The organism is Bacillus chungangensis, assembly GCF_030812995.1.
Lineage (GTDB): Bacteria > Bacillota > Bacilli > Bacillales > Bacillaceae_C > Bacillus_CF > Bacillus_CF chungangensis.
Map to the genome: position 1 here is coordinate 73,953 of NZ_JAUSTT010000006.1, position 21,007 is coordinate 94,959.

Genomic DNA, 21,007 nt, shown 5'->3' on the forward strand with positions numbered 1-21,007 from the left:
AAAATGAAATCACAACCAATTACAAAAAAAGATCGAATTATATCTCTTGATATGATTCGTGGATTAGCGCTTTTTGGCATCTTGTTCATTAATGTGCCAGCATATCTGGTCTTGATAGAGAGTAGCCCTGAACCAGACTTAACTGGAATAAACGGAGTAATAAAACTATTAATTGTTATTTTAATAGAGAAGAAATTCTTTTCGATTTTCTCCTTTTTATTTGGAGTGGGCGCTTATATTTTCATGTCTCGTGCAGAACAAAAAGGAGATCGGTATTTGTTAAGATTTTTCCGTCGGATGCTTATCTTGCTTCTGTTTGGAGTTATCCATGTTTTTATATGGTTCGGTGATATTTTGTTCGTTTATGCTATTTTCGGTTTATTATTAATCCCTTTTTACAATCGTAAACAAAAAACGATTCTTTCATTTGCAGTCATTTTAACGGTGCTTTCTTGGTTAAGTATGGGCGTTAATATGATTTACTTTAAACAAGGGATGGATGCACCACAATGGATGCAATTTTTTAGTGGAGACCAGAATACTATATTTGCGATGTTCTTATTTGGCATGTATGCAGGCAAGTCTGGCATCATTAAAAACATAGCAAACAATGCAGGAATCTTAAAAAAAATCCAAGTCATAACGTTTTTGCTTTTTATGTCATTTACAGCAATCATTACATGGCTAAGCCTTATTCCGCAAACAGATCAGGTTAGTTTGTTCACCTCCGCGGTAGTGGGGATGGGGGCAGTACCAATGACATTCTTTTATTTGACGACACTATTCCTTTTGTTACAAAAAAGTGTTGTTCAAAAGTTCCTTTCTCCAATTGGATTCGTTGGCCAAATGGCGTTTACGAACTATCTATGTCAAGATAGTATTGGCCGATTCATACTAAATCAAGCTGGCATTGAAGTTGTATCTCCGCATCATACGATAATTGTCGCTATTGTTATTTTTGTTATCCAACTAATATTTAGTGTCATTTGGCTTAAGGTATTCAAATTCCGATATGGTCCATTAGAGTACGTATGGCGCACCTTAACATATGGTAAATTAACTAGAAAAAAAACGAACATATCGGCATGATTTATGGAAAGAGCTGCAGTGTGCTTCAAAACTTCGAAGCACACTGTTTATTTAGAATAAAAGACTAGAAATTCTCCTAAGTTGCTTCATTATCATCAAAAAAACAATCTTTACTCAAAAAATCATCATTAATAAAACAGCAACAATATTAGCAGCTGCATGAGCGATCCAGGAAATATAAATATTCTTCGTTTGATAGTAGATGATTCCAAAAATAACGCTGTCTATGAAAACGGTTGTTAAGTCAATAAAGACTATAATAGGAGCTCCACTAGAGATATGCACTAATGCAAAAATGATAGATGATAATAAAATGGCATAGCTAGGCTTTATGATCCAGCTAAGTCTCTCTTGTACTAATCCCCTAAAAACAATTTCCTCTCCTAAAGCTAAGACGAGTAAGCCGATAATCAATTTACCATTCATTGTTTGAATGAAATCAGCTCTTTCTAGAACATGTTCTAGCACTTCTGGAAATATATTTGTATACAAAAGGAAATATGCGACTTGTAAGAATACACTCACGAATAGGACAAGCGGTCAAGATTTTTTCAAACCGCTTAAAAATGTTTTATGATGAAAGCCGATACTCTCACTTGATCTCTTTCTGATCCATCCTTCGATGATAAAATAGATAATTGGCAGTATTGCGATTAACCCTTTTATTTGTGGAATAAAAAAGGAACTAACTAGCATGGCAGTGACAAGCAGTGCCATCTCATAAAACGGTCGTTTCTCGAACAAAGTTGACTTCATTTGAACCCCCAGCAACAAATAATATTTTTCAAATTTACTTGCATTTATTCCGTATTTAATAGTAGATGCCTAACCTCAGAAATGAAAGGACACAAAGAAGTATAGGTGAAATGCTAAGATGTAGGAAGAGAGGTGACAGCAGGATTTTGAACAATCTAATAAGACATTTGTACTGCGACGCCCATTAAGCAAATGATACTATATTTTGATTTACAGAAGCTTACCGGCATCTTACCTAAATTATTTTTTCCCTACACATATTAACTTGTTTTTTGTTTATTATTTGAAAACATATCTTTTTCAGATTGTACATTTGAAAAAAAGAAATAAAACAATCCTGGAAGCAAAATTACCATGCCGACAACCGCATATGTCTGACGTAAACTTAAGTCTAAAAACGCAGTCGAAGCAAACAAAATTCCTAAAGGCATTGTGACTCGAATGAAAAGCAGACGAACTGCACTTAATTGTGTTAAACGTTCTCGAGGGGCCTCACGTTGGAAAAGTGCTGCACTTTGAGAATGAAAAAAAGGGAACAAAATTCCTCCAGCTAGTTCACAAATCCATGCAAGCGGAACCGTACGGACAAAAAACAAGAGCACGAATGAAAGACCTCCTCCTATCAGACCGACGTACATTGTTTGATACGTTCTTGGCATCTTCGTAAGTAAGACCGTTCCAATGAAATAACCGATTGGGAAAATGCCTGAAAAAATTGCATATTCCCAATACTCTCCACCTAAATCACTTCGGATGAAAGGAATATTGATAACCATCGCAGCTCCGACCGCAAATTGTACGGTTGAAGAGAGAATCGTGAGACGCAAGAGATGTGGATACTTAAAAAATGTACGGTAGCCTTCTTTCATTTCAGCCCACCAAATCTTCTTTGTCCAAATTGGCATTCTCTTATTGCTTAATTGTGGAATCCGTGAGAGTGCAAGATAACTAAAAAGGAACATAGCAGAAGAAAAACCATAGATGAAGTACATGGGACTAACTAGCAAAAGCAAGGAAGTTGCTCCGGGAGCAATAAAACTCATCAGTCGAATGGTTCCATCTAGTAAACCATTTACTTCGACAAGCTCTTCCTTTTTACAGATTTGAGGTAGAAGCGCAAAAGATAGACTTGCGTAAATCGGCTGCATGAGTCCTAAAATGCATTGTAAAACGATTAATCCCAAAATAATTCCTGTGTCAGTACCAATTACATAACCAAGTAGTGGAAGAAGGTAGGCTCCAGCACGAATCAACTGTATGTTTCGAATCATTTTTTCCTTTGCGACATAGTTTAGAAAGGGGGCACTTATCCCTTGTAAAATCAGAGAAGGAAGAAAGTATACAAGCCAAAGTGCACCCATCCATTCCTTTGATCCTGTCAATTCATACAATAATAATCCGTTTATGATTCCTCCTGCTGCTCCACCAAATTCTGATACAATTTCGCCTACCCAAAGTGCTTTAATTGATTTAGAGTACTTTTTCATATATCAGCTCCAAGGTACTGAGTGAGTTTCTCAGAAAAAGCATTAACCCGCGTTAGATTCGCTGAATAGATCCCTTTATCAACACGAATAAACTTTGCAGCTCTTAATAAAGAAAGTTGATGATGCAGTGTTGATTTAGAAATATGAAACTGACCGCTCATCTCTTGAAGAGATAATGGTCCCTTTACTAGCTGATAAAGCAGTTTCAATCGGAGTTCATCTCCTAACACCTTATGACCGCGAATTAACTCAGTTGAGGGGATACCTGGCTCTATTAAGTATTCTTCCTTCAAAGGATAAAAGAAGATTTTAGTATCAGGTGTACGTTTTTCTAGTATCCAGGGACGATATGATACATGTGGAATTAATTTCACATTCCAAACAGAAGGTTCAGGTAAATACTTAACTCCACCCGTAATTCGTTCAATTTCCTCCATGGGATTTTTCACATTTAGTAAGCTGTATTGCTTCTGTTCAAAGGCAAGTGCTTGCGTCCACTTTTCCCATTCCTCTCGTTGGTTTATCCACTCGTACCATTCATTTAATGTACGGATGAATAGGTCACAAATATCGTGATGTGAATAATGACTAACTGCACGAACGTATCCACCTAAGTATTCGTGGCTTTCAAAGCAAGCAGCGTACTTCAATAATTCACCTTGCTCATGTAGATGGGCTGTCGCTTTTCTTATTGGCTCAGTATCTCGATCCTTGTAAGGTAAAAGTGTATCGTAGAAACAATCCATCGACAATTCTGAAAGACAGTTCGAAAAATCTTGAATAGACGAAGCTGATAATTTGTTTTGAAGCATAATAAGACCATACCAGAAGTTGGTTTCCTCTATTACTTTTAAATGTTTCACTAAAGAAGCCGACATGGAATCTTCATGTGATTTCCATTTATCGTCCAAATCAAAAGTGTGGCGAATTTGTCTATATGTATATCCAGCAATACCAAGAATGACTTCCCAAACAGGCGACCATTCTACTTCCAAAGAAATTGTTTCAACTGGTTGAGGGGAATAAAGATGCTTCATTTAAGTACCTCCTTTATTATTGTTATTATCATTCTAAAATAAATGAATTTTAAATTCAACATTTTTCGAATTAATTACTAGAATATATTTCGGTACTTAAGAATAGGGGAGAAATACTAAGATCAATTCAAAAGAAGAACTTATAAGAATTTATGTTAATATAGGCGAATGTGAACTAGAAAAAAGTTTGTACAAAATAATCGTATTATAATACCGATTTAACAAGCATGTAAATTTGAAAATATTCATATTTTTCGCCCTAGATTTTAGGCAAGAATCTCTGTATAATTATAACTAAAGATAAAAGAATTTGTACTTTTATGGAAAACTATTCTTCTTCTGATTTAGCTTCAGTTTATCCTCGTTCATAATACCATTTTCCAGCTTTGCTTAAGATTTGGTCTTTTTGGCAAAATTTTAGAAAAACATATTTAGGGAATATTTAAATATTATGCAACGCAAGTGGAGCTATATATAACTTATAAACTGATTGGTGAGTAGAATAAATCGCCATCAAAATGTAGATTTTTATAATTCTAAACAATAAATGACGATGGCCGTTGTTAAAATTCACCAAGCTTACCATCTTTTTTATGGTAAAATACAAATAGAATGGTAGAAGTCTTTTTTTCACTAAAGGGTGTGGAAAGGATTAACGAAAAGAACATAATTATTTCTCTCTACTTATAAAACTAATACCAGGAGGATGAAGTTGATTTGAAAAAAAGTACTGGAAAAGTAGTTGGTTTCGAATTAAATAGTCAAGAACCTGAAAAAGCGTGGAATTTTATTCTAACGTTTTCGGTTGGAAGGTAGCTGAACCTCGTTGGGATTATCGGTTTGTTTCAACAGGTGGAGGTGATAATGGTGAGATTGCAAAAGGGCCAGCTGATTTTCCCCAAGGTACTCGAATTCAAATTGAAGTTAATTTAAGCAATAGAGAACGGGGCTATGGTCGTCAGAGACAAAATGGAATTTGATGAGTTTTACCTCGCGTATTTAGTAGACCCCACTGGAAACGGAATTGGTTTAGTCCAATACAAATAACGGTTTATTTAATAAATAGAAAGCTAAATGCATATGATTAAACAAATTAAATGGTCTTGAAGAAGCATCTACGAAAAAATACTCCTAGAAATTAAATCTTCAGTTATACAAAGCTAACACTTAATTTTTGCTTCAATTTCAATCACATCGACTATAATATTTCATAAATGGGAGAGATAAAATGGGAACTTTCTATTGCTTAGGTATTATAAATAAATTTACCGCAATGAGTCAGAATTCTTTGTTAAAAAATGAGTGGGAAAATCTTTTAAACGAAAGAATAGATTTAAATCTTTATGAAACATCAATACAAGGTACAAGAGTAGAAGGGAGCCTTATTGATGATATTTTCAAAGAAAATATCATTGAATTTTATCAAATATTAAAGGAAATTTCGGGTCCAACTCGTAGTAGCAATATTGATTATTACGAAAAAGAATTTGGCACAAACATAAATGATTATCAAACTTCTCAAACCGAACTTATTCTTGAAACTTCAAATGGTAATTCTATAAGCCTTAGTGTTACTTATGTATTGCTATTTATCGAAGGGAAAGTAAGTGTGGAAGAGTTTAACACGGAACCACATTTAATTAATTGGTTATTTCGTAATAGTAGAATTGAAAATAAATTGTCCGGATGTGTTATTAGCGATATTGTGTAATAATTTTAAATATACAAGAAAGAGGAATTTTTCATGAGAAAATCTAAAACGAATTCAACGAGTCTTGGTGTTGCTATAACAAATTGGGAGCATCATCCTGATGTTCGCTTTAATGAGGTTGATTCTATTCCTGTAGAGTCAAGTTACCTTGATCTATTTGATAGAAATGAAGTGTTTATTACTATAGAGGAATGAGAAAGCCAATTGTTTATTGATTGAATCAAATGATTGTAGGATTGGATTATTAAGTCCTAGTTGTTATCAATATGAAAGCATCATAGTTAACACCGTCCATACTTGTGGGCGGTGTTAATAATTTTAAAAATAAATGATAAGACCAATCATGTGATACTAGAAACTTTTTTGTCTTTGGATAGAAGGGCTAATTGTAAAAGGACAAAAAAGTTAATACAAAATAATCGTGTTATCATACTGATTTAATGATGTGTAAAGTTGAAATGTACATATTTTTTGTCCTGATTTTAGACAAAAATAGAAAGCTTTTTATGAAATCCTTTAGTGTAAAGTTTTTTAAAATATAAAAAATGACTTAAGTAAGGGTTGCAATTATTTTAAAATGGATTACAATGGAATAAATCAAAAAAATTTGATGTATTGGAAGTGAACAAAATGCCATTAATAAAAAAGATGAATGAGTCTAATCAACAAGAGATGTTGAAAACTTACGAAGCTAAATTTAAAGCTTTGGCAGATCAAATTCGCTTAAAAATTTTATACGAATTAAATCAAAGAGGCCAAGTGTGTGTTTGTGATCTGACAGAAATCGTCGGCTTATCCCAATCAAAGTTATCTTATCACCTGAAAATATTGCTTGATGCGAATCTGATTGAAAGAGAAAAAAAAGGTATATGGAACTATTACAGTTTAAATGAAATCGAAGTTAGAAATCTTTTATCAGAAGAGTTATGTTGCATTTTTTACCCTAGAAAAGGGTAAAAAATTTAACCTATATATCAAAAAAAATTGATTTATGAAAAATAACATGGGGAGGAAAATCATGAATAGTTTATTTAGCTTTTTGCAAACATTTTTTACACTTTTTATAGAATTAACCGTATTATTTATTTTTATCAGCTTTCTGGTAAGTTGGTTACAACAAACAGTTACAGAAGATCGAATCAACCGAATCCTTCATAGGCCAAATAAGTGGAGTAGTTATCTTTATGGCACAGGACTAGGTGCTCTAACTCCTTTTTGTTCTTGTTCTACAATACCCATTTTAGCTGGACTACTGTCATCTGGAGCTCCATTTGGTCCATCCATGTCATTCTTAATTGCTTCACCTCTATTAAATCCAATTATTGTTACATTGATGGGAACGCTGCTAGGTTGGAAATTAACTTTGTATTACGTAATAATTGTAGGAATATTCTCAATTCTAACTGGTGTTGTTTGGGAAGCTCTAGGTCTTAAAAGTTCTGTTAAAAATGTTACCGTAAGAAAAAACTCTCTTTCAAGCAAACATCAAAACACCTCTAAATGGAAAGTAGCGTTGCAAGATGCTTGGTCATTCTTCTATCCTTTATTACCGTATTTAGCGATTGGCGTATTTATTGGAGCGTTTATTTATGACTTTATTCCCCAAGACTTCATTGTTAAATATGCAGGAGGAGACAAACCGTGGACAATTCCCATTGCTTCCTTAATCGGTATTCCAATGTACATTCGAGCTGAAGCAATCTTGCCTATTGGTGGTGCTCTAGTATCCAAAGGAATGGGAATAGGGACCGTTATTGCCCTTTTAATCGGTGGAGCAGGTGCGAGTATCCCTGAAGTCATTTTATTAAGTAAATTATTTAAAAGGAAATTAGTTGTAGCGTTTGTCATATCTATTTTAATTGTTGCGATTAGTACAGGACTTATTGTGCAAATCATCCTTTAATGAAAGGGGGGATTCATGATAAAGGCAAATTATTTCATAATTGAATCGTAAAAGCACTCTATCCAGCTAATTTTAAAATAATTAAAGCTATACAATTTTCCTTCAAAATTAAATATTCAATAAGCAGAGTGCTTCAATCAAAACACAAAAATAATGAGAGAGGAGTAATACGATGAGTAAATCCATTGACGATGCAGTTAAGGAAAGATACAGTAATGCTGCCAAGGAATACGAAAAAGGCCTATGCTGTCCTGTAGATTATGATCCCCAATATCTAAAGGTCATTCCACAAGAAGTACTTGAAATAGATTATGGATGTGGAGATCCGCTATCTGCTGTAAAAGAAGGAGAGATTGTCCTCGATTTAGGCAGTGGGGGAGGTAAAGTAGCTTTTATCGTTTCTCAAATTGTTGGTCCAAAGGGAAAAGTTATCGGTGTTGATATAAATGATGAAATGCTTAAGTTGTCTCGCAATGCTACCCCTATCGTTGCTGATAGGATCGGATATAACAATGTTGAATTTCGAAAAGGAAAAATTCAAGATTTGCAACTCGATTATGAAAAATTAGATAGTTTATTAAAAACAAATCCTGTTAAGACTTCAGAAGACTTAGAAAATCTGACGAAAAAAATAGAAAAGTTAAAAAAAATTGAACCTTTGATAGAAGATAACAGTATCGATATCGTTATTTCCAATTGCGTATTGAATTTAGTTTCCACAGAAGATAAGGAAAAATTATTTAAAGAAATTTATCGCGTTTTAAAACCTGGAGGTAGAGCTGTTATCTCTGATATTGTATCAAATAACGATGTACCCATTGAGATGCAACAAGATACTGAACTTTGGAGTGGTTGTTATTCTGGAGCAATCAGAGAAGATCGCTTTTTAAATGCTTTTGCTAATACAAATTTTTATGGGATAACTTTGGATAAAAGAGAAGAGACTTGGACTACTATTCATGATATTTCCTTTAGAAGTATTACCATAACCGCGTACAAAGGGAAAGAAGGCCCTTGTCTTGACCGCAAACAATCAGTTATTTATCGTGGACCTTTTAAAGAGGTATTAGACGATGATGGTCATGTCTTTGAAAGAGGTAAAAAAAGCAGAGTTTGTGATAAAACATATAAAATAATGAAGAGAGAGCCATACAAAAAGTTTTTTGACTTCGTAGATCCTATAGACCCAGTAGCAATAGAAGATGCGTTGCCAATGCAAAAAGGTCATGCTCAAGAGCTACAATCGCCTGGAAACGATAAACTAAAAAGTAAAAATGATGAATATATTCTGACTTCAGAAACTGTCACTTCTGACTGTAATTCTAATTGCGATTGTTAATTGGTAGACATACTCTGAATGCTTGAAAGGGGTTTCACTCTAATTATATTTTAATTAAAAAAAATCTTGCTCTCTAAAAACATCATTTACTAAGCAAAATTGTTGTAGTGTGGAGATTGAAGAGGTTAAAGCCAATCAAGAGGATTGCTTTGTGTCCAACAAACAGGAAAAGTCTAAATCTCAGTATTAAAGTTCAGCATAAGTTAGTAAGCAAAGGAATGAGTATGGGGCTGTAATTGCATTAATTGTGGCAATACAGGGGGCTAGTCTTCCGGAAATCCTATTATCAAACAAATTATTAAGCCATGATTATTAACGGCCTTTATTATTGCTATTGATTTAAAGGAGGTGAATGGAAAGTGAAAAAAGAATCGATATTTAAAAAGATTTTTTCTTCCAACCAAGATTGTTGTTCTGTAGATATTGAAGAAGTGGGAGAAAATAAAGAAAAGGTGTCAGATAAAGACTTAGCGATTAAAAATGATTCTACATGTTGCTCCTCCAAAACCGAATAATCTAAGAGGTACAGCGTTTATTCAACAATCACTCTCATGAATTTGGAAACAAAATGTATCAACACTATCTACAAGCGTATAATGATTTAGCTCAAAAATGATAAAATCCGAGGGGCGATGTCCCTCGGATTTTCATTTACCTTCTTCTACAAACTTTTTGATACGCTGTCCAATCTCATCTCGTACTCGTTGAAAAAAAGCCCATTTTTCTTCTTCTGTTCCTCCTGCTTTCGCTGGGTCGTCAAATCCCCAATGCCATCTTGCAATATGTGAGGGCGTTATTGGGCATTTATCATTGGCATCACCACATAACGTAATGACATAATCAGCTTTATTTAAAATCTCTGGATCAATGATATCTGAAGTTTGCTTAGAAATATCAATATCAACTTCCTTCATTACTTTAACTGCATTAGGATTTAGGCCATGTGCTTCAATACCTGCTGAATATACCTCATATTCTTTACCTAAATATTTTTTACCAAAACCCTCAGCTATCTGGCTTCTGCAAGAGTTTCCAGTACACAGAAAGTAGAGTGTTTTTTTAGACATATTCGCCACTCCTTTATTTTAATGGATAAATTGCAGCCAAATATATAGACCAATCAATGTGATAAAAAGAGTAGGTATCGTTAGGATAATTCCCACTTTAAAGTAATAACCCCATGTTATTTTGACTCCTTTTGTATTTAATACATGTAGCCAAAGTAGGGTAGCAAGAGAACCAATAGGTGTAATTTTCGGTCCTAAATCCGAACCAATGATATTCGCATAAATGAGTGATTCTCTTATCATATCTGTCGTGTTCGTATCGGCAATAGCTAATGCATCAATCATCACAGTTGGCATATTGTTCATCACAGAGGAAAGAATTGCTGCGATAAAGCCCATACCTACAGTAGCCACAAATATTCCTTGATCAGCTATCGCTTGAATCATATCTGCCAATACACTGGTCAATCCAACATTTCTTAACCCATAAACAACAACGTACATACCAATAGAGAAAAAGACAATGGCCCAAGGAGCCCCTTTTAAAACGTTCATTGTTTCTACAACTGGGCTTCTGTGCGCAATGAGTAAGAAAATAATAGCTACAGCTCCAGCTATAAAAGATACTGGAATAGCGACAAATTCGCTGATAAAATAACCAATTAATAAGACGGAAAGGACGCCCCATGATAGACGGAACATGGATAAATCCTTTATTGCTTCTTTTGGACTCTTTAATTGAGCGACATCATATTGCTTTGGAATACTTTTACAAAACATAAGGTAAAGAACAAGCATGCTGGTACCTAAACTGAATAGATTAGGTACCAGCATGCGAGATGCATACTCTACAAAACCAATTTGAAAGAAGTCTGCAGAAACAATATTCACCAAGTTGCTTACTACTAATGGAAGGGAAGTCGTATCTGCAATAAATCCAGATGCCATAATAAATGGCAAAATCATTTTATCTTTGAAATTCAACGCTCGAACCATTGCTAAAACAATCGGTGTTAATATGAGTGCGGCTCCATCATTTGCAAATAGCGCTGCAACAACGGCTCCTAAAATGGTAACTAAAAAGAACATTTTTAATCCATTTCCATTAGCAAAACGAGTCATATGCAATGCCGCCCATTCAAAGAAACCAATTTCATCTAGAATTAATGAGATAATAATTAATGCAACAAAAGTTAATGTTGCATTCCATACAATCCCTGTTACATCTATTACATCTTGAAAAGATACAACACCTATGGCAAGTGCCAATAAAGCACCACCACAAGCAGACCATCCTATGGACAATCCTTTCGGCTGCCATATAACAAAGACTAAGGTAACGATAAAAATGAATACAGCTAAATATAGGAACATGCGAATTCCTCCTCGAGCGTTCCAATTATTACTCACATAAAATTCTTTTCCCTTTAACCACAAGTGATCCAATATCATCCTGCAATGAAGGAAGGGTACTAACTAAATGGAGAAGGAAAGGATATAAATTGTGATGCTTGTTAAGATAATAAAACACCCATTTTCCTCTTTTTTCTTCTAAAATAATATCTGCTCGCTTTAATTTTCTTAAATGCTGACTAACAGAGGGCTGGCTCATTTGAAGAAGTTCAACGAGCTCACAAACACAAAAGGAATCAAGGATTAAGTAAGCAATAATTTTTAGTCGTGTTTCCTCACCAACAGCCTTTAAGAAGACTTCTGCTTGGCTAAACGTTACCATTTAATCACCACCTTCATATAACCAATTGCTAATTAATATCATTATAAATATGTCTCATCCCTCTCTATAATGTTGACACAAATTAAACTTAGGAATATTATATAACCAAACGATTATATAATCAATAACTTATATGATCTTTTATAAAAATGAGTAGGAGTGATTATTTTGAAAAAAATCGAGATTTTTGATCCTGCAATGTGTTGTGCCACAGGTGTATGTGGACCTAGTATAGATCCTGAATTAATACGTATGGCTGCTGTCGTTCACAACTTGCAAACAAAAGGTTATGATATTAAACGTTATAATTTGGCAAATGACCCAGATTCTTTTGCCAATCATACCGTAATTAGCCAACTACTAATGGAAAAAGGGCCAGATATTCTTCCTATTACACTTGTTAATGGGAACGTTGAAAAAGAAAGAGTATATCTAACAAATGAAGAATTAATGAATCTGACAGGATTAACAGAACAAGAACTTACTTTAAAACCTCGGATTCGATTAAAAAAATAAAAGAAAGAAGGCATCATGATGTACACTCTATTTCATCCAAACAAGTTGGAATTAACACCCTATCTGTTTTTCACAGGTAAAGGAGGAGTAGGAAAAACATCCACAGCTTGTGCTACGGCTGTGACTCTTGCTGAAGAAGGGAAAAACGTATTACTTGTCAGTACAGACCCAGCTTCAAATTTACAAGATGTGTTTGAAATAGAATTAACAAATAAGCCGACTGCTATCCCTATAGTTAACCATCTCTACGTAGCGAATCTTGATCCTGAAACAGCTGCAAAAGAATATAAAGATAAAGTGGTCGCTCCATATCGAGATAAACTTCCTGATGCTGTAATTAATCAAATGGAAGAACAACTTTCAGGTGCTTGTACTGTTGAAATTGCCGCATTTGATGAATTTTCGTCTTTACTGACTAACAAAGAAATTATTCATACCTATGATCATGTTATTTTTGATACGGCGCCAACTGGACATACTCTTCGCTTGTTACAATTACCAACTGCCTGGAGTGGTTTTCTAGACGAAAGTACACACGGTGCTTCTTGTTTAGGTCCATTAGCAGGGTTAAACGCTAAGAAAGAAATGTATGAAGCAGCTGTTCAGGCGCTTGCAAATCCAGACCAAACAACATTATTTCTGGTGACACTTCCTGATTCTTCACCTTTGCAGGAGGCTGCTAGAGCTTCAAAGGAACTTGGTGAGATCGGAATCAAAAACCAAGTACTAATGATTAATGGCGTGATGAAAAGCTATGTTAAAGAGGATGAAACGTCCACAGCTTTTTATATACGTCAGCAACAGGCTCTTTCATCTATGCCAGGCAAATTAAAAAGTATTCCAACTTATGATATCCAGCTGGCACCATTTAATATCACTGGAATTCATAACATCCGCCATCTTTTTGATGAAGAGTTCTCAAATAATAATCATAAAGAAACATTCAGCCGTAAAGATGCACCAAATTTACACACCTTGATTGATGATTTATATGAAAGAAAACAGCGCATCATTTTTACCATGGGAAAAGGTGGAGTAGGGAAAACAACGGTAGCTGCAGCTATCGCCGTCGGATTGGCTGAAAAGGGACAACGGGTTCATTTAACGACAACAGACCCAGCAGCACATCTTGATAAAGTACTCAATCATAATACTGGTAACATCACCGTTAGTCGAATTGATCCTAAAATAGAAGTCGAAAAATATCAAAAAGAGGTTATCGAAGCATCCAAAGATCAGTTAGATGAAGAAGGAATCGCTTATTTAGAAGAAGATTTACGTTCTCCATGCACTGAAGAAATTGCGGTATTTCGTGCATTTGCTAATATTGTAGAGAAAGCAAACGAAGAAATCATTGTAATTGATACTGCACCAACAGGGCATACACTTTTATTATTGGATGCGACCCATGCTTATCATAGAGAAATGGAACGGTCTACAGGCGAGGTACCTTTATCAGTTCAGCAACTGCTTCCACGTTTAAAAAATCCGAAAGAAACCACTGTCGTAATTGTAACCTTGGCCGAAGCAACACCTGTTCATGAAGCTAGTCGTTTGCAGGAAGATTTAAAACGAGCTAGTATTATGCCTAAATGGTGGGTGATTAACCGGAGTTTATACGCAACTCATACATCAGATCCTATTTTGCATGGACGATCACGTTCAGAGATGGAATGGATAGAATTAGTCCAAAAAAAATCAAATGAGCAATATGTTATCATCCCTTGGAAAGCCAAAAATCCTGTAGGATATGAGATGTTAAAAGAGTTGGTTAAAAATACGAAGGAGGCTCACTAATGATTATAACAGATCAAGCTAAAGTATATATTAACAAAATGATGGAGGAAAACGGAGAATCCAATTTGCGTTTTACCTTTGAAGGTGCAGGCTGTTGTGGCCCAAATTTCGGTGTAACTTTATCCAATCGACAAGAAGGGGATAAAGAGGATATCATTAATGGAGTGAAAGTAAGTATTGATGAAAGGGTCTTTAACGCTGTTCAAGATATTATATTAGATTTCGAAGGAGAAGGGGAAGAAGGAGGCCTTGTTCTTAAGGGAAACAATAGTTGTTGTTAGATGAAATTATTGGAAAAAAGATAACTTTTATGTGGAAAACCTTTTTTGATAGAAATGAAAGGATCTTTATTTCCTACAGAGGGTTTTTATCAATATGAAAGCATAAATAACACCGTCCATATTTGCGGGCGGTGTTAAAAATTTGTAAAATAAATGATAAGAACAATCATGTTTACTAGAAGCTTTTTTAAACTTTATCAATCCATTGGATTTGAAATTAAAAAAGAAGAAAAGAGATTTTGGATCAATATATAAGGGGGATCCCCAAGAGAATGAAATCTTTAACCGATTTTGAAAAAATAATAAAAAAGATAAAATTGATAGTGTCCTTGTACAGAAGAATAATACCGTGATTTTTGAATATTATCGAAACAAAAAAATGAAAGAAAAACAACATAAAATATATTCTGTTTCAAAAAGCATCTTATCCGTACTGATTGGAATTGCGATTGACAAAGGTTTTATCGAAAATGTTAACACTCCAATAATTCATTACTTTCCGGAATTTAATAAAGATAAAGAAAATGAGAGAATTACAATTAAGCATCTACTGACAATGACTTCAGGATTACACTGGCCGGGTAATAATGGTATGATACCCAGCAAAAATTGGGTCAAAGGACAGTATATTATTGTCGCACCTGACTATCAATTGGTAACGGTTTTCACAAGTAGTTTTAAAGATGGTGCAACAAGACCTTTACAATATTTTAAGGAATATCTATTAGAAGGGTAGATGAGAAATCAATTACAAACTTTCTTGTCTCATTTGTACATAGTTTTTTGTCCTCGAACAAATGATATAGGGCAAATTTATTTCTCTTTTCTAGTTTACATAATATATATTATAGGAAGTTGTAGCAACAAAAGCGAAAATATCTCATAACTTAAGTATACTTGTAATATTGAGACGAAACGTAAAAATTTTCTTTATTATTATTAAACCTATTCCGCTCATATCTATTCCATTTAAGATCATGTTTCTTATTTGTTTAGTTTTAGCAAGTTAGCTATCATTTATCAAAACACTATGCTCACTTCTCTTTTATGTATTTGAAATTCTAAAAACGAAACACTCTATCCTGCACTTTGAACGAAGTTTTTTTATGGTAAAGGCAGATAATATATCATGCACCCTCAATCTAATCATTTTTTAGAGGTAAAGGTTTTTAAAAAAATATGCAAAAGTACCCGTATTTTCCAAAGTCATCTTTTGCATATTTCTTTATGTTCCTCCCTTTTATTTCCTGTAATAAATGTTATCGTCCCAATCACTGTATATATAAGCTAACATAATATCTTTATGTGCTGATTTTCTCTAGCAAGCCAATTTTCTGTATTTATTAACCAAGCTAGGTATTTCAGTTTATTTTAGAAAACTCATCTTTGTTGACATAATATTATTATGAAAAACAAGAATGAAATAACTTTTCATTCTTGAATAAACTGAATACATACTTCCCTTGTACTTTTTAATTGATAGTATCTATTTTCTATTACCTCCCATCCCTTCCTTCATTATAAAAATTGTTGATATAGTAAGTAGTTTTCCATATCAAAGCAAACGAAGATAACCTTCTTAATTGAAGCATGTTCTTTTAAGCTCCTTTACGGTTTTAATCGCAATACCAGCTGCTTGTTTTTTAGGAAAGCGATACACTCCAGTACTAATATTCGGAAAGGCAATCGTTTTTAAGTCACGTTTCACTGCAAGCTCGATAGCATGTATGTAACAATTGCTTAATTGCTTCTCTTCACCATGCTCTCCTCCATTCCAAATTGGTCCGACTGTGTGAATAACCGCTTTCGCAGGAAGCTTTCCTGCCGTTGTAATCACTGCTTTTCCTGTTTCACATCCGCCAATTTTTTTGCATTCTTCTAGTATTGAATTACCACCGGCTCGATGAATGGCACCGTCTACTCCCCGCCGCCAAGAAGTGTATGATTCGCAGCATTGACAATTGCATCAACCGAAAGCTTGGTAATATCACCATGTACGATCTCGATACGCTCCATTCATTTATCACTCCTAATGACTATAAAATGTATAGCATAATTCTTAGAATTTCTCCTTTATCTTCATATTACAATACATAACCTGATTGTCCAGTCTGTTTACTGAAAAATGAAACAAACAGGAGCAGGAAAAGGAGCTTTCTTAATCGAAAGAAATATAATATGACTATTTTGGAGGTAATATGAATGTTTATTGTAAATGTAGAGGGAGCTATTTTTAAAGAGGAGCACTGGTTAATCATTGAAAGAAGCAAAAAAGAGGAACATGCAGGGGGATTGCTTTCATTTGTTGGAGGAAAAGTCGAATCAGAAGGAAATGTATCACAGATATTAGAAAAAACGGTGATACGTGAAATATTTGAAGAAGTCGGTATACAAGTGAAAGATTCTCCCCAATACGTTCATAGTACCTCTTTTATTTCTGACTCAGGTGAAAGTGTGGTAAATATTGTTTTTCTTTGTACATATGATGTTGGGATCGCATTCGCTAAAAGCCCCGATGAAGTGGAGATGATAAAATGGATGACATCGAAAGAAATATTCAGTCATCCAAAAGCACCTTTATATTTAAAAGAAAGTATAAAGCTTGCTGAATCTTTCATAAAAGCTAATCATATACGATAAAGCAACAAATATAAAGAGATAGTGGTTTCATTCTTGGCTAAATTAACGCCTATTTCTGATAAAAATCGATCAAGTGATATTGCCATACTCTATTCACCAAATAACCGCTTATGAATATCTTGGCTAAAAAGCTGTTTTATTACATCCATCATATCTACTTGGCTTTTCATATATTCGTTCAATTTTTCCTGGTGTTTTTGCCTTTTATCTGTATTCTCTAAAAACGATAATAGCGTTTTATCAAGTTGATCCTTTTGTAATGGATAGATTTTATTGAGGACTAAATCATGTTTAAGAAGAAAAGCTTCATTTAATTCCTCTTGGCCAGGCAGCGTATGCACAATAAACATCGGGATATGCTTTAGAAGACATTCGCTTATCGTTACACCGCCAGGCTTTGTTAACACTAGATCCATTTGATCATATAATGAATTCATTTCTTCTTTGCAAGAAATATAAGCGATTGGAATAATATTTGGGTTTCCCAATTGATTTATTTTCTTAAATAATTTCTTATTTTTACCGCATAATACATGGTATTTAATTTTAGTTGACGGCTTATTTTTTTGAAAAAAGGATTCAATCGGAGCCACACCAAGATTTCCTGCTGCAATTAAGACATGAAATTCAGATTTCTGCTCGAATCTTTCCTTTTTCTTCTTAATTTTTGGATGTACAGGTATACCTGTTACAAAAATCCTATCCGGTTTAACGTTTTTAGATTCTAAATATTGTTTTATTTTTACACTAGGCACAAAATGTACATCAATATGTTGAATGCCCCATAGTATGTTAACAAAAAAATCGGTATAAACATTAATCACTGGAATCGATAAGTTATTTTTATGCTTAAGATGATTTAACAGATGTGACGGTAGTGAATGTGTACAAATAACAAGATCAGGCTTTTCCTTTTTCAGAAGATTTTTCAAACTATTTAAAAACAATAACTCATAAAAGTAAAATGTTTTATTACTTTTAATACGATCGTATGCTTTATTCTTGTAAAGCCAGCTGTAAAAAGCAGGCATCGTTTGAATAGCATATAAATATAAATTTGAAATGACTTTTTCTCCGTAGCCAAATGTATGATGTAGTATATCTACTTTTTTGCACTGAATGGAAGGATCAAGTTGTTTAAAATAGCTGCTTATTGCATCTGCTGCATGATGATGTCCAGAAGGTATTTGTAAAAAAGGTAAAAAGAGAACCTTCATTCTCAACACCCCTTTTACCCTTATTATGATTAAAATCAATTCTTTCATACCGTGGTCATTTATCCTTTCATTCCCATTATTAAAATTGTCTAGATTTATTAATCATATTAGTGATGGTACTTGAAAGGAGAAAGTGCAACATGTTTATTCGATTATCTATTTTATCGATATGGAGGGTTGTTGATCCGATTTACTATTTTATGACTCGATTACAATACGTTAAAACAAATGACAATAAAAAGGCCATTTTTAGAGTGAGGTTAACCAAATTTAAGGGCAATGATGTAGTTCTATCTGATGGCACCATCATTCATAAAAATGATATGTTATTAAAAATCCATTTGCATAACGTTCAATTGTTAAAAGAAATGCTAAAAAAAGAAAAGCACCCTCTTAGAGAAATTGCTATATATAAATTGGTTATGAGCTCTATGCCATTCTTAGCGAAATATGTTAAAAATCATGCTGAAGAGCAAAATATTAAAGGCATCGTTGGTATTACGATGATTAATAAAGGTGTTAAGAAATTAGGATTTGATAGTGTTTTTCCGAAAAACCCAATATATAGATGGTTCAAAAAAATATCACAGCTTCCTATCTATATGTTGTCAAATTCCCCATTTTCTATTTTTAAAATAAGTAAATACCAACCTGTATATTTATTGATGTCTAAAGAAAAGTTATTAGACAAGTACGACCCTAATCCTTAAAAAATAACGTTTCCACCATCTACCACTAGGAACTTTATCCTATCCTTACTATAATGAGACAGTAGGGAGGGTATGTTATGTCACTAACGATATTTATTTTCGCAGTTGTTGCTTTCATTGCGTTTACAATATACAAGGCTAATCAAAATACGAAAGATGTCACGATCAATACAGTCTCTATTTCACAATTAAAGCCTAATCTTTCTCAAGAAAATTTCACAGTTCTTCACTTATCAGATTTGCATCTTGAAAATATTTCTATTGCTCCTCATGAACTTTATGAAATGATTTCAAAACAGCCAGTAGATATGATTGCTCTAACCGGTGATTTCCTTGATCGAAAAAGAAGTATCCCAAAGCTTATTCCGTATTTAAAAATACTTAAGAAGGTAAATCCTTCTTATGGAATATATGCTGTATTTGGCAATCATGATTATGTTCTAAGAGAAAAGCACTTTAAACACCTAAAGAACACAATGAAAGAAAACGGTATTGTTACGTTGCAAAATGAACATATTACGTTAGATATCAATGGCAATAAAGTAAATATTATTGGAATTGATGATCATAGTACACAACGAAGCAATATCGTTAAATCTTATAAAGGACTGCCAGCAGGATACAATTTAATCCTAACGCATGATCCAAATATTGTATTAGATTTGCATAATGTTCCATTCGATTATTTATTATCCGGGCATTTTCATGGCGGCCAAATTCACTGGCCGCGTCCATATCACCTCTTTAAAATGGGAAAGCTTGTTCAAATGAAAATGATAAAAGGCTTGCATTATTATAAAGGCAAACCTTTTTACATTAGTGAAGGATTAGGACAGACTGGTGTGAATATTCGAATCGGCAGCCGTCCTGAAATTACTTTTCATGAAATATAAAGTAAAACTTCCATCTGATGGTTTTTTTCTCTCATCTCGTTAAGAAAATCACTTTTTTTCATGAGAGGCTGTTTGAAGAAGCTTTCCTTATCCATTTGGACATTTAACTTTCAGTTATCCCTCGTATAGACTTCCTTGATTCCTCTAACTATTCAGGCCGAGGGTTACTGCCAGTAGATGTTAAATAAAAAACTCTTCTTGCAACTCCAGAAATACCCTTATGAAGGCAATTTCGTTAGCACTCTAAAAATTGGCTATTATACTAAGTTTACCAGCATAATGACTATCGTTTATTGTAAAAATAACATTGTTGAAAGAAGCTATGTTTTTTCTTTCAATCATTTTTTGCCAAAGGAGTGCTAAAAATTGAATAATTTTCGCAGGATGATGACCCTTTTTAATACTGGGAGAAATCAACCATTCCTTAGAATGTTTGGAAGACGAAGAAATAACAGAAATGGATTGTGGCTTTCATTATTGGGGCTAGGAATTGGCGCTGCAACTTTCGGATTAAGCAGGTTTCAAAATGGAAAAATGAGGCGCCCAGTTCAAAATCTTATGCAGCAATTTAGACAAAATACACAAAACGCAAATCCTATGCCAAATAAGACTGCCTTTGCCGAATTCGCACAAGAGATTGCACCTAATAAGCAAAACTCAAATGAAATGGCACCCAATCAGCAAAAAAATCAAACAAATAATAGCAAATAAGTTCTTTTGGAGTTGGACTGACCTTTTACTCAGTTCAGCTCCCTTTATATAAGCAAGGTTCCCCTCACTTATCTCACCTCCAGAAAATAGTTGATCCTCTTATTTCTCAACTCAATAAGTATGTATACTTACTTCCACTCTACTAATAGCTATTTTATATCGTAGAATACGGATTAGA

Annotated in this window: 23 protein-coding genes and 2 pseudogenes; 16 read left to right on the top strand and 9 right to left on the bottom strand. The window is 33.9% G+C overall.

Features of this window, described 5'->3' with window-relative positions:
* The first annotated feature begins 3 nt into the window (after window positions 1–3).
* Window positions 4–1,089: a DUF418 domain-containing protein gene (locus tag J2S08_RS06345; protein ID WP_307227773.1), complete on the top strand. Its 1,086-nt coding sequence runs from the start codon at window positions 4–6 to the stop codon at window positions 1,087–1,089.
* 114 nt (window positions 1,090–1,203) lie between these two features.
* Here the strand turns inward: J2S08_RS06345 and J2S08_RS06350 are convergent, their stop codons facing one another.
* The 4 genes from J2S08_RS06350 to J2S08_RS06365 all read right to left on the bottom strand — a co-directional run bounded on the left by J2S08_RS06350 (window position 1,204) and on the right by J2S08_RS06365 (window position 4,369).
* Complete coding sequence (locus J2S08_RS06350) at window positions 1,204–1,581, bottom strand: CPBP family intramembrane glutamic endopeptidase (protein WP_307227775.1); 378 nt, start codon at window positions 1,579–1,581, stop codon at window positions 1,204–1,206.
* Between the two features lie 48 nt (window positions 1,582–1,629).
* A complete protein-coding gene (locus J2S08_RS06355) occupies window positions 1,630–1,845 on the bottom strand; it encodes a hypothetical protein (RefSeq protein ID WP_307227777.1) in 216 nt (71 codons plus the stop codon).
* A gap of 260 nt (window positions 1,846–2,105) precedes the next feature.
* The gene (locus tag J2S08_RS06360) at window positions 2,106–3,332 is read right to left on the bottom strand and encodes an MFS transporter (protein WP_307227779.1); all 1,227 of its coding nucleotides are present in this window, start codon (window positions 3,330–3,332) and stop codon (window positions 2,106–2,108) included.
* Window positions 3,329–4,369 carry an ArsR/SmtB family transcription factor gene (locus J2S08_RS06365; RefSeq protein WP_307227781.1) on the bottom strand — a complete coding sequence of 347 codons (1,041 nt, stop codon included), beginning with the start codon at window positions 4,367–4,369 and terminating at the stop codon, window positions 3,329–3,331. The genes J2S08_RS06360 and J2S08_RS06365 overlap by 4 nt, the downstream gene beginning before the upstream one ends.
* Before the next feature lie 717 nt (window positions 4,370–5,086).
* On the opposite strand from J2S08_RS06365, the pseudogene J2S08_RS06370 reads away from it, so the two are divergent.
* The 7 genes and pseudogenes from J2S08_RS06370 (at window position 5,087) to J2S08_RS06400 (ending at window position 9,837) form a co-directional block, all read left to right on the top strand.
* A pseudogene (locus J2S08_RS06370) lies at window positions 5,087–5,416 on the top strand (VOC family protein).
* 181 nt (window positions 5,417–5,597) lie between these two features.
* Window positions 5,598–6,080 (top strand): hypothetical protein, encoded by a 483-nt coding sequence (locus J2S08_RS06375; protein WP_307227783.1) that lies wholly within the window; start codon window positions 5,598–5,600, stop codon window positions 6,078–6,080.
* A gap of 33 nt (window positions 6,081–6,113) precedes the next feature.
* Window positions 6,114–6,275 (top strand): hypothetical protein, encoded by a 162-nt coding sequence (locus J2S08_RS06380; RefSeq protein WP_307227784.1) that lies wholly within the window; start codon window positions 6,114–6,116, stop codon window positions 6,273–6,275.
* 435 nt (window positions 6,276–6,710) lie between these two features.
* Window positions 6,711–7,037: an ArsR/SmtB family transcription factor gene (locus J2S08_RS06385; RefSeq protein ID WP_370875642.1), complete on the top strand. Its 327-nt coding sequence runs from the start codon at window positions 6,711–6,713 to the stop codon at window positions 7,035–7,037.
* A gap of 58 nt (window positions 7,038–7,095) precedes the next feature.
* Complete coding sequence (locus J2S08_RS06390) at window positions 7,096–7,983, top strand: permease (RefSeq protein WP_307227965.1); 888 nt, start codon at window positions 7,096–7,098, stop codon at window positions 7,981–7,983.
* A gap of 172 nt (window positions 7,984–8,155) precedes the next feature.
* Complete coding sequence (locus J2S08_RS06395; protein ID WP_307227786.1) at window positions 8,156–9,322, top strand: methyltransferase domain-containing protein; 1,167 nt, start codon at window positions 8,156–8,158, stop codon at window positions 9,320–9,322.
* 359 nt (window positions 9,323–9,681) lie between these two features.
* Window positions 9,682–9,837 (top strand): hypothetical protein, encoded by a 156-nt coding sequence (locus tag J2S08_RS06400; RefSeq protein WP_307227788.1) that lies wholly within the window; start codon window positions 9,682–9,684, stop codon window positions 9,835–9,837.
* A gap of 132 nt (window positions 9,838–9,969) precedes the next feature.
* On the opposite strand, the gene arsC is transcribed toward J2S08_RS06400, so the two are convergent.
* From arsC to J2S08_RS06415, 3 genes are read right to left on the bottom strand one after another with little or no spacing between them, the layout of a single operon-like run.
* Window positions 9,970–10,389, bottom strand: coding sequence for an arsenate reductase (thioredoxin) (arsC, locus tag J2S08_RS06405; RefSeq protein ID WP_307227790.1), 420 nt, complete (start codon window positions 10,387–10,389; stop codon window positions 9,970–9,972).
* An 18-nt stretch (window positions 10,390–10,407) separates the two neighbouring features.
* On the bottom strand, window positions 10,408–11,703 hold the full coding sequence (locus tag J2S08_RS06410) for an arsenic transporter (RefSeq protein WP_307227791.1): 1,296 nt from the start codon (window positions 11,701–11,703) through the stop codon (window positions 10,408–10,410).
* Window positions 11,704–11,731: 28 nt separating this feature from the next.
* On the bottom strand, window positions 11,732–12,064 hold the full coding sequence (locus J2S08_RS06415; protein WP_307227793.1) for an ArsR/SmtB family transcription factor: 333 nt from the start codon (window positions 12,062–12,064) through the stop codon (window positions 11,732–11,734).
* Between the two features lie 168 nt (window positions 12,065–12,232).
* On the opposite strand from J2S08_RS06415, the gene arsD reads away from it, so the two are divergent.
* The 4 genes from arsD (at window position 12,233) to J2S08_RS06435 (ending at window position 15,394) form a co-directional block, all read left to right on the top strand.
* Window positions 12,233–12,580: an arsenite efflux transporter metallochaperone ArsD gene (gene arsD, locus J2S08_RS06420; protein ID WP_307227795.1), complete on the top strand. Its 348-nt coding sequence runs from the start codon at window positions 12,233–12,235 to the stop codon at window positions 12,578–12,580.
* A gap of 18 nt (window positions 12,581–12,598) precedes the next feature.
* Window positions 12,599–14,377, top strand: a complete 1,779-nt coding sequence (gene arsA, locus J2S08_RS06425; RefSeq protein ID WP_307227797.1) for an arsenical pump-driving ATPase — start codon at window positions 12,599–12,601, stop codon at window positions 14,375–14,377.
* Window positions 14,377–14,658, top strand: coding sequence for an iron-sulfur cluster assembly accessory protein (locus J2S08_RS06430; RefSeq protein WP_307227799.1), 282 nt, complete (start codon window positions 14,377–14,379; stop codon window positions 14,656–14,658). Before arsA ends, J2S08_RS06430 begins: the two co-directional genes overlap by 1 nt.
* Before the next feature lie 349 nt (window positions 14,659–15,007).
* Complete coding sequence (locus J2S08_RS06435; protein ID WP_307227801.1) at window positions 15,008–15,394, top strand: serine hydrolase; 387 nt, start codon at window positions 15,008–15,010, stop codon at window positions 15,392–15,394.
* A 782-nt stretch (window positions 15,395–16,176) separates the two neighbouring features.
* Here the strand turns inward: J2S08_RS06435 and J2S08_RS06440 are convergent.
* Window positions 16,177–16,674, bottom strand: a pseudogene (locus J2S08_RS06440) (O-acetyl-ADP-ribose deacetylase).
* 186 nt (window positions 16,675–16,860) lie between these two features.
* Here J2S08_RS06440 and J2S08_RS06445 point away from each other — a divergent pair.
* Window positions 16,861–17,298: an NUDIX hydrolase gene (locus J2S08_RS06445; RefSeq protein ID WP_307227803.1), complete on the top strand. Its 438-nt coding sequence runs from the start codon at window positions 16,861–16,863 to the stop codon at window positions 17,296–17,298.
* Window positions 17,299–17,387: 89 nt separating this feature from the next.
* Here J2S08_RS06445 and J2S08_RS06450 read toward each other — a convergent pair whose 3' ends face one another.
* Window positions 17,388–18,515, bottom strand: a complete 1,128-nt coding sequence (locus J2S08_RS06450) for an MGDG synthase family glycosyltransferase (protein WP_307227804.1) — start codon at window positions 18,513–18,515, stop codon at window positions 17,388–17,390.
* A 146-nt stretch (window positions 18,516–18,661) separates the two neighbouring features.
* Between J2S08_RS06450 and J2S08_RS06455 the strand changes: the two genes are divergently transcribed.
* The 3 genes from J2S08_RS06455 to J2S08_RS06465 all read left to right on the top strand — a co-directional run bounded on the left by J2S08_RS06455 (window position 18,662) and on the right by J2S08_RS06465 (window position 20,829).
* Window positions 18,662–19,225: a YkoP family protein gene (locus tag J2S08_RS06455; protein WP_307227967.1), complete on the top strand. Its 564-nt coding sequence runs from the start codon at window positions 18,662–18,664 to the stop codon at window positions 19,223–19,225.
* A 77-nt stretch (window positions 19,226–19,302) separates the two neighbouring features.
* Complete coding sequence (locus J2S08_RS06460) at window positions 19,303–20,118, top strand: metallophosphoesterase (protein WP_307227806.1); 816 nt, start codon at window positions 19,303–19,305, stop codon at window positions 20,116–20,118.
* A gap of 366 nt (window positions 20,119–20,484) precedes the next feature.
* Window positions 20,485–20,829 carry a hypothetical protein gene (locus tag J2S08_RS06465; RefSeq protein WP_307227808.1) on the top strand — a complete coding sequence of 115 codons (345 nt, stop codon included), beginning with the start codon at window positions 20,485–20,487 and terminating at the stop codon, window positions 20,827–20,829.
* Window positions 20,830–21,007: the final 178 nt, after the last annotated feature.

What these genes read in the sequence shown, in the direction of transcription:
- J2S08_RS06385 (WP_370875642.1), top strand. Translation starts at nt 6,711, where the DNA reads ATGCCATTAATAAAAAAGATGAATGAGTCTAATCAACAAGAGATGTTG.
- arsC (WP_307227790.1), bottom strand. Translation starts at nt 10,389, where the DNA reads ATGTCTAAAAAAACACTCTACTTTCTGTGTACTGGAAACTCTTGCAGA.
- J2S08_RS06430 (WP_307227799.1), top strand. Translation starts at nt 14,377, where the DNA reads ATGATTATAACAGATCAAGCTAAAGTATATATTAACAAAATGATGGAG.
- J2S08_RS06450 (WP_307227804.1), bottom strand. Translation starts at nt 18,515, where the DNA reads ATGAAGGTTCTCTTTTTACCTTTTTTACAAATACCTTCTGGACATCAT.
- J2S08_RS06365 (WP_307227781.1), bottom strand. Translation starts at nt 4,369, where the DNA reads ATGAAGCATCTTTATTCCCCTCAACCAGTTGAAACAATTTCTTTGGAA.
- J2S08_RS06445 (WP_307227803.1), top strand. Translation starts at nt 16,861, where the DNA reads ATGTTTATTGTAAATGTAGAGGGAGCTATTTTTAAAGAGGAGCACTGG.
- J2S08_RS06410 (WP_307227791.1), bottom strand. Translation starts at nt 11,703, where the DNA reads ATGTTCCTATATTTAGCTGTATTCATTTTTATCGTTACCTTAGTCTTT.
- J2S08_RS06380 (WP_307227784.1), top strand. Translation starts at nt 6,114, where the DNA reads ATGAGAAAATCTAAAACGAATTCAACGAGTCTTGGTGTTGCTATAACA.
- J2S08_RS06360 (WP_307227779.1), bottom strand. Translation starts at nt 3,332, where the DNA reads ATGAAAAAGTACTCTAAATCAATTAAAGCACTTTGGGTAGGCGAAATT.
- J2S08_RS06460 (WP_307227806.1), top strand. Translation starts at nt 19,303, where the DNA reads ATGTCACTAACGATATTTATTTTCGCAGTTGTTGCTTTCATTGCGTTT.
- J2S08_RS06395 (WP_307227786.1), top strand. Translation starts at nt 8,156, where the DNA reads ATGAGTAAATCCATTGACGATGCAGTTAAGGAAAGATACAGTAATGCT.
- J2S08_RS06345 (WP_307227773.1), top strand. Translation starts at nt 4, where the DNA reads ATGAAATCACAACCAATTACAAAAAAAGATCGAATTATATCTCTTGAT.
- J2S08_RS06375 (WP_307227783.1), top strand. Translation starts at nt 5,598, where the DNA reads ATGGGAACTTTCTATTGCTTAGGTATTATAAATAAATTTACCGCAATG.
- J2S08_RS06355 (WP_307227777.1), bottom strand. Translation starts at nt 1,845, where the DNA reads ATGAAGTCAACTTTGTTCGAGAAACGACCGTTTTATGAGATGGCACTG.
- arsA (WP_307227797.1), top strand. Translation starts at nt 12,599, where the DNA reads ATGTACACTCTATTTCATCCAAACAAGTTGGAATTAACACCCTATCTG.
- J2S08_RS06415 (WP_307227793.1), bottom strand. Translation starts at nt 12,064, where the DNA reads ATGGTAACGTTTAGCCAAGCAGAAGTCTTCTTAAAGGCTGTTGGTGAG.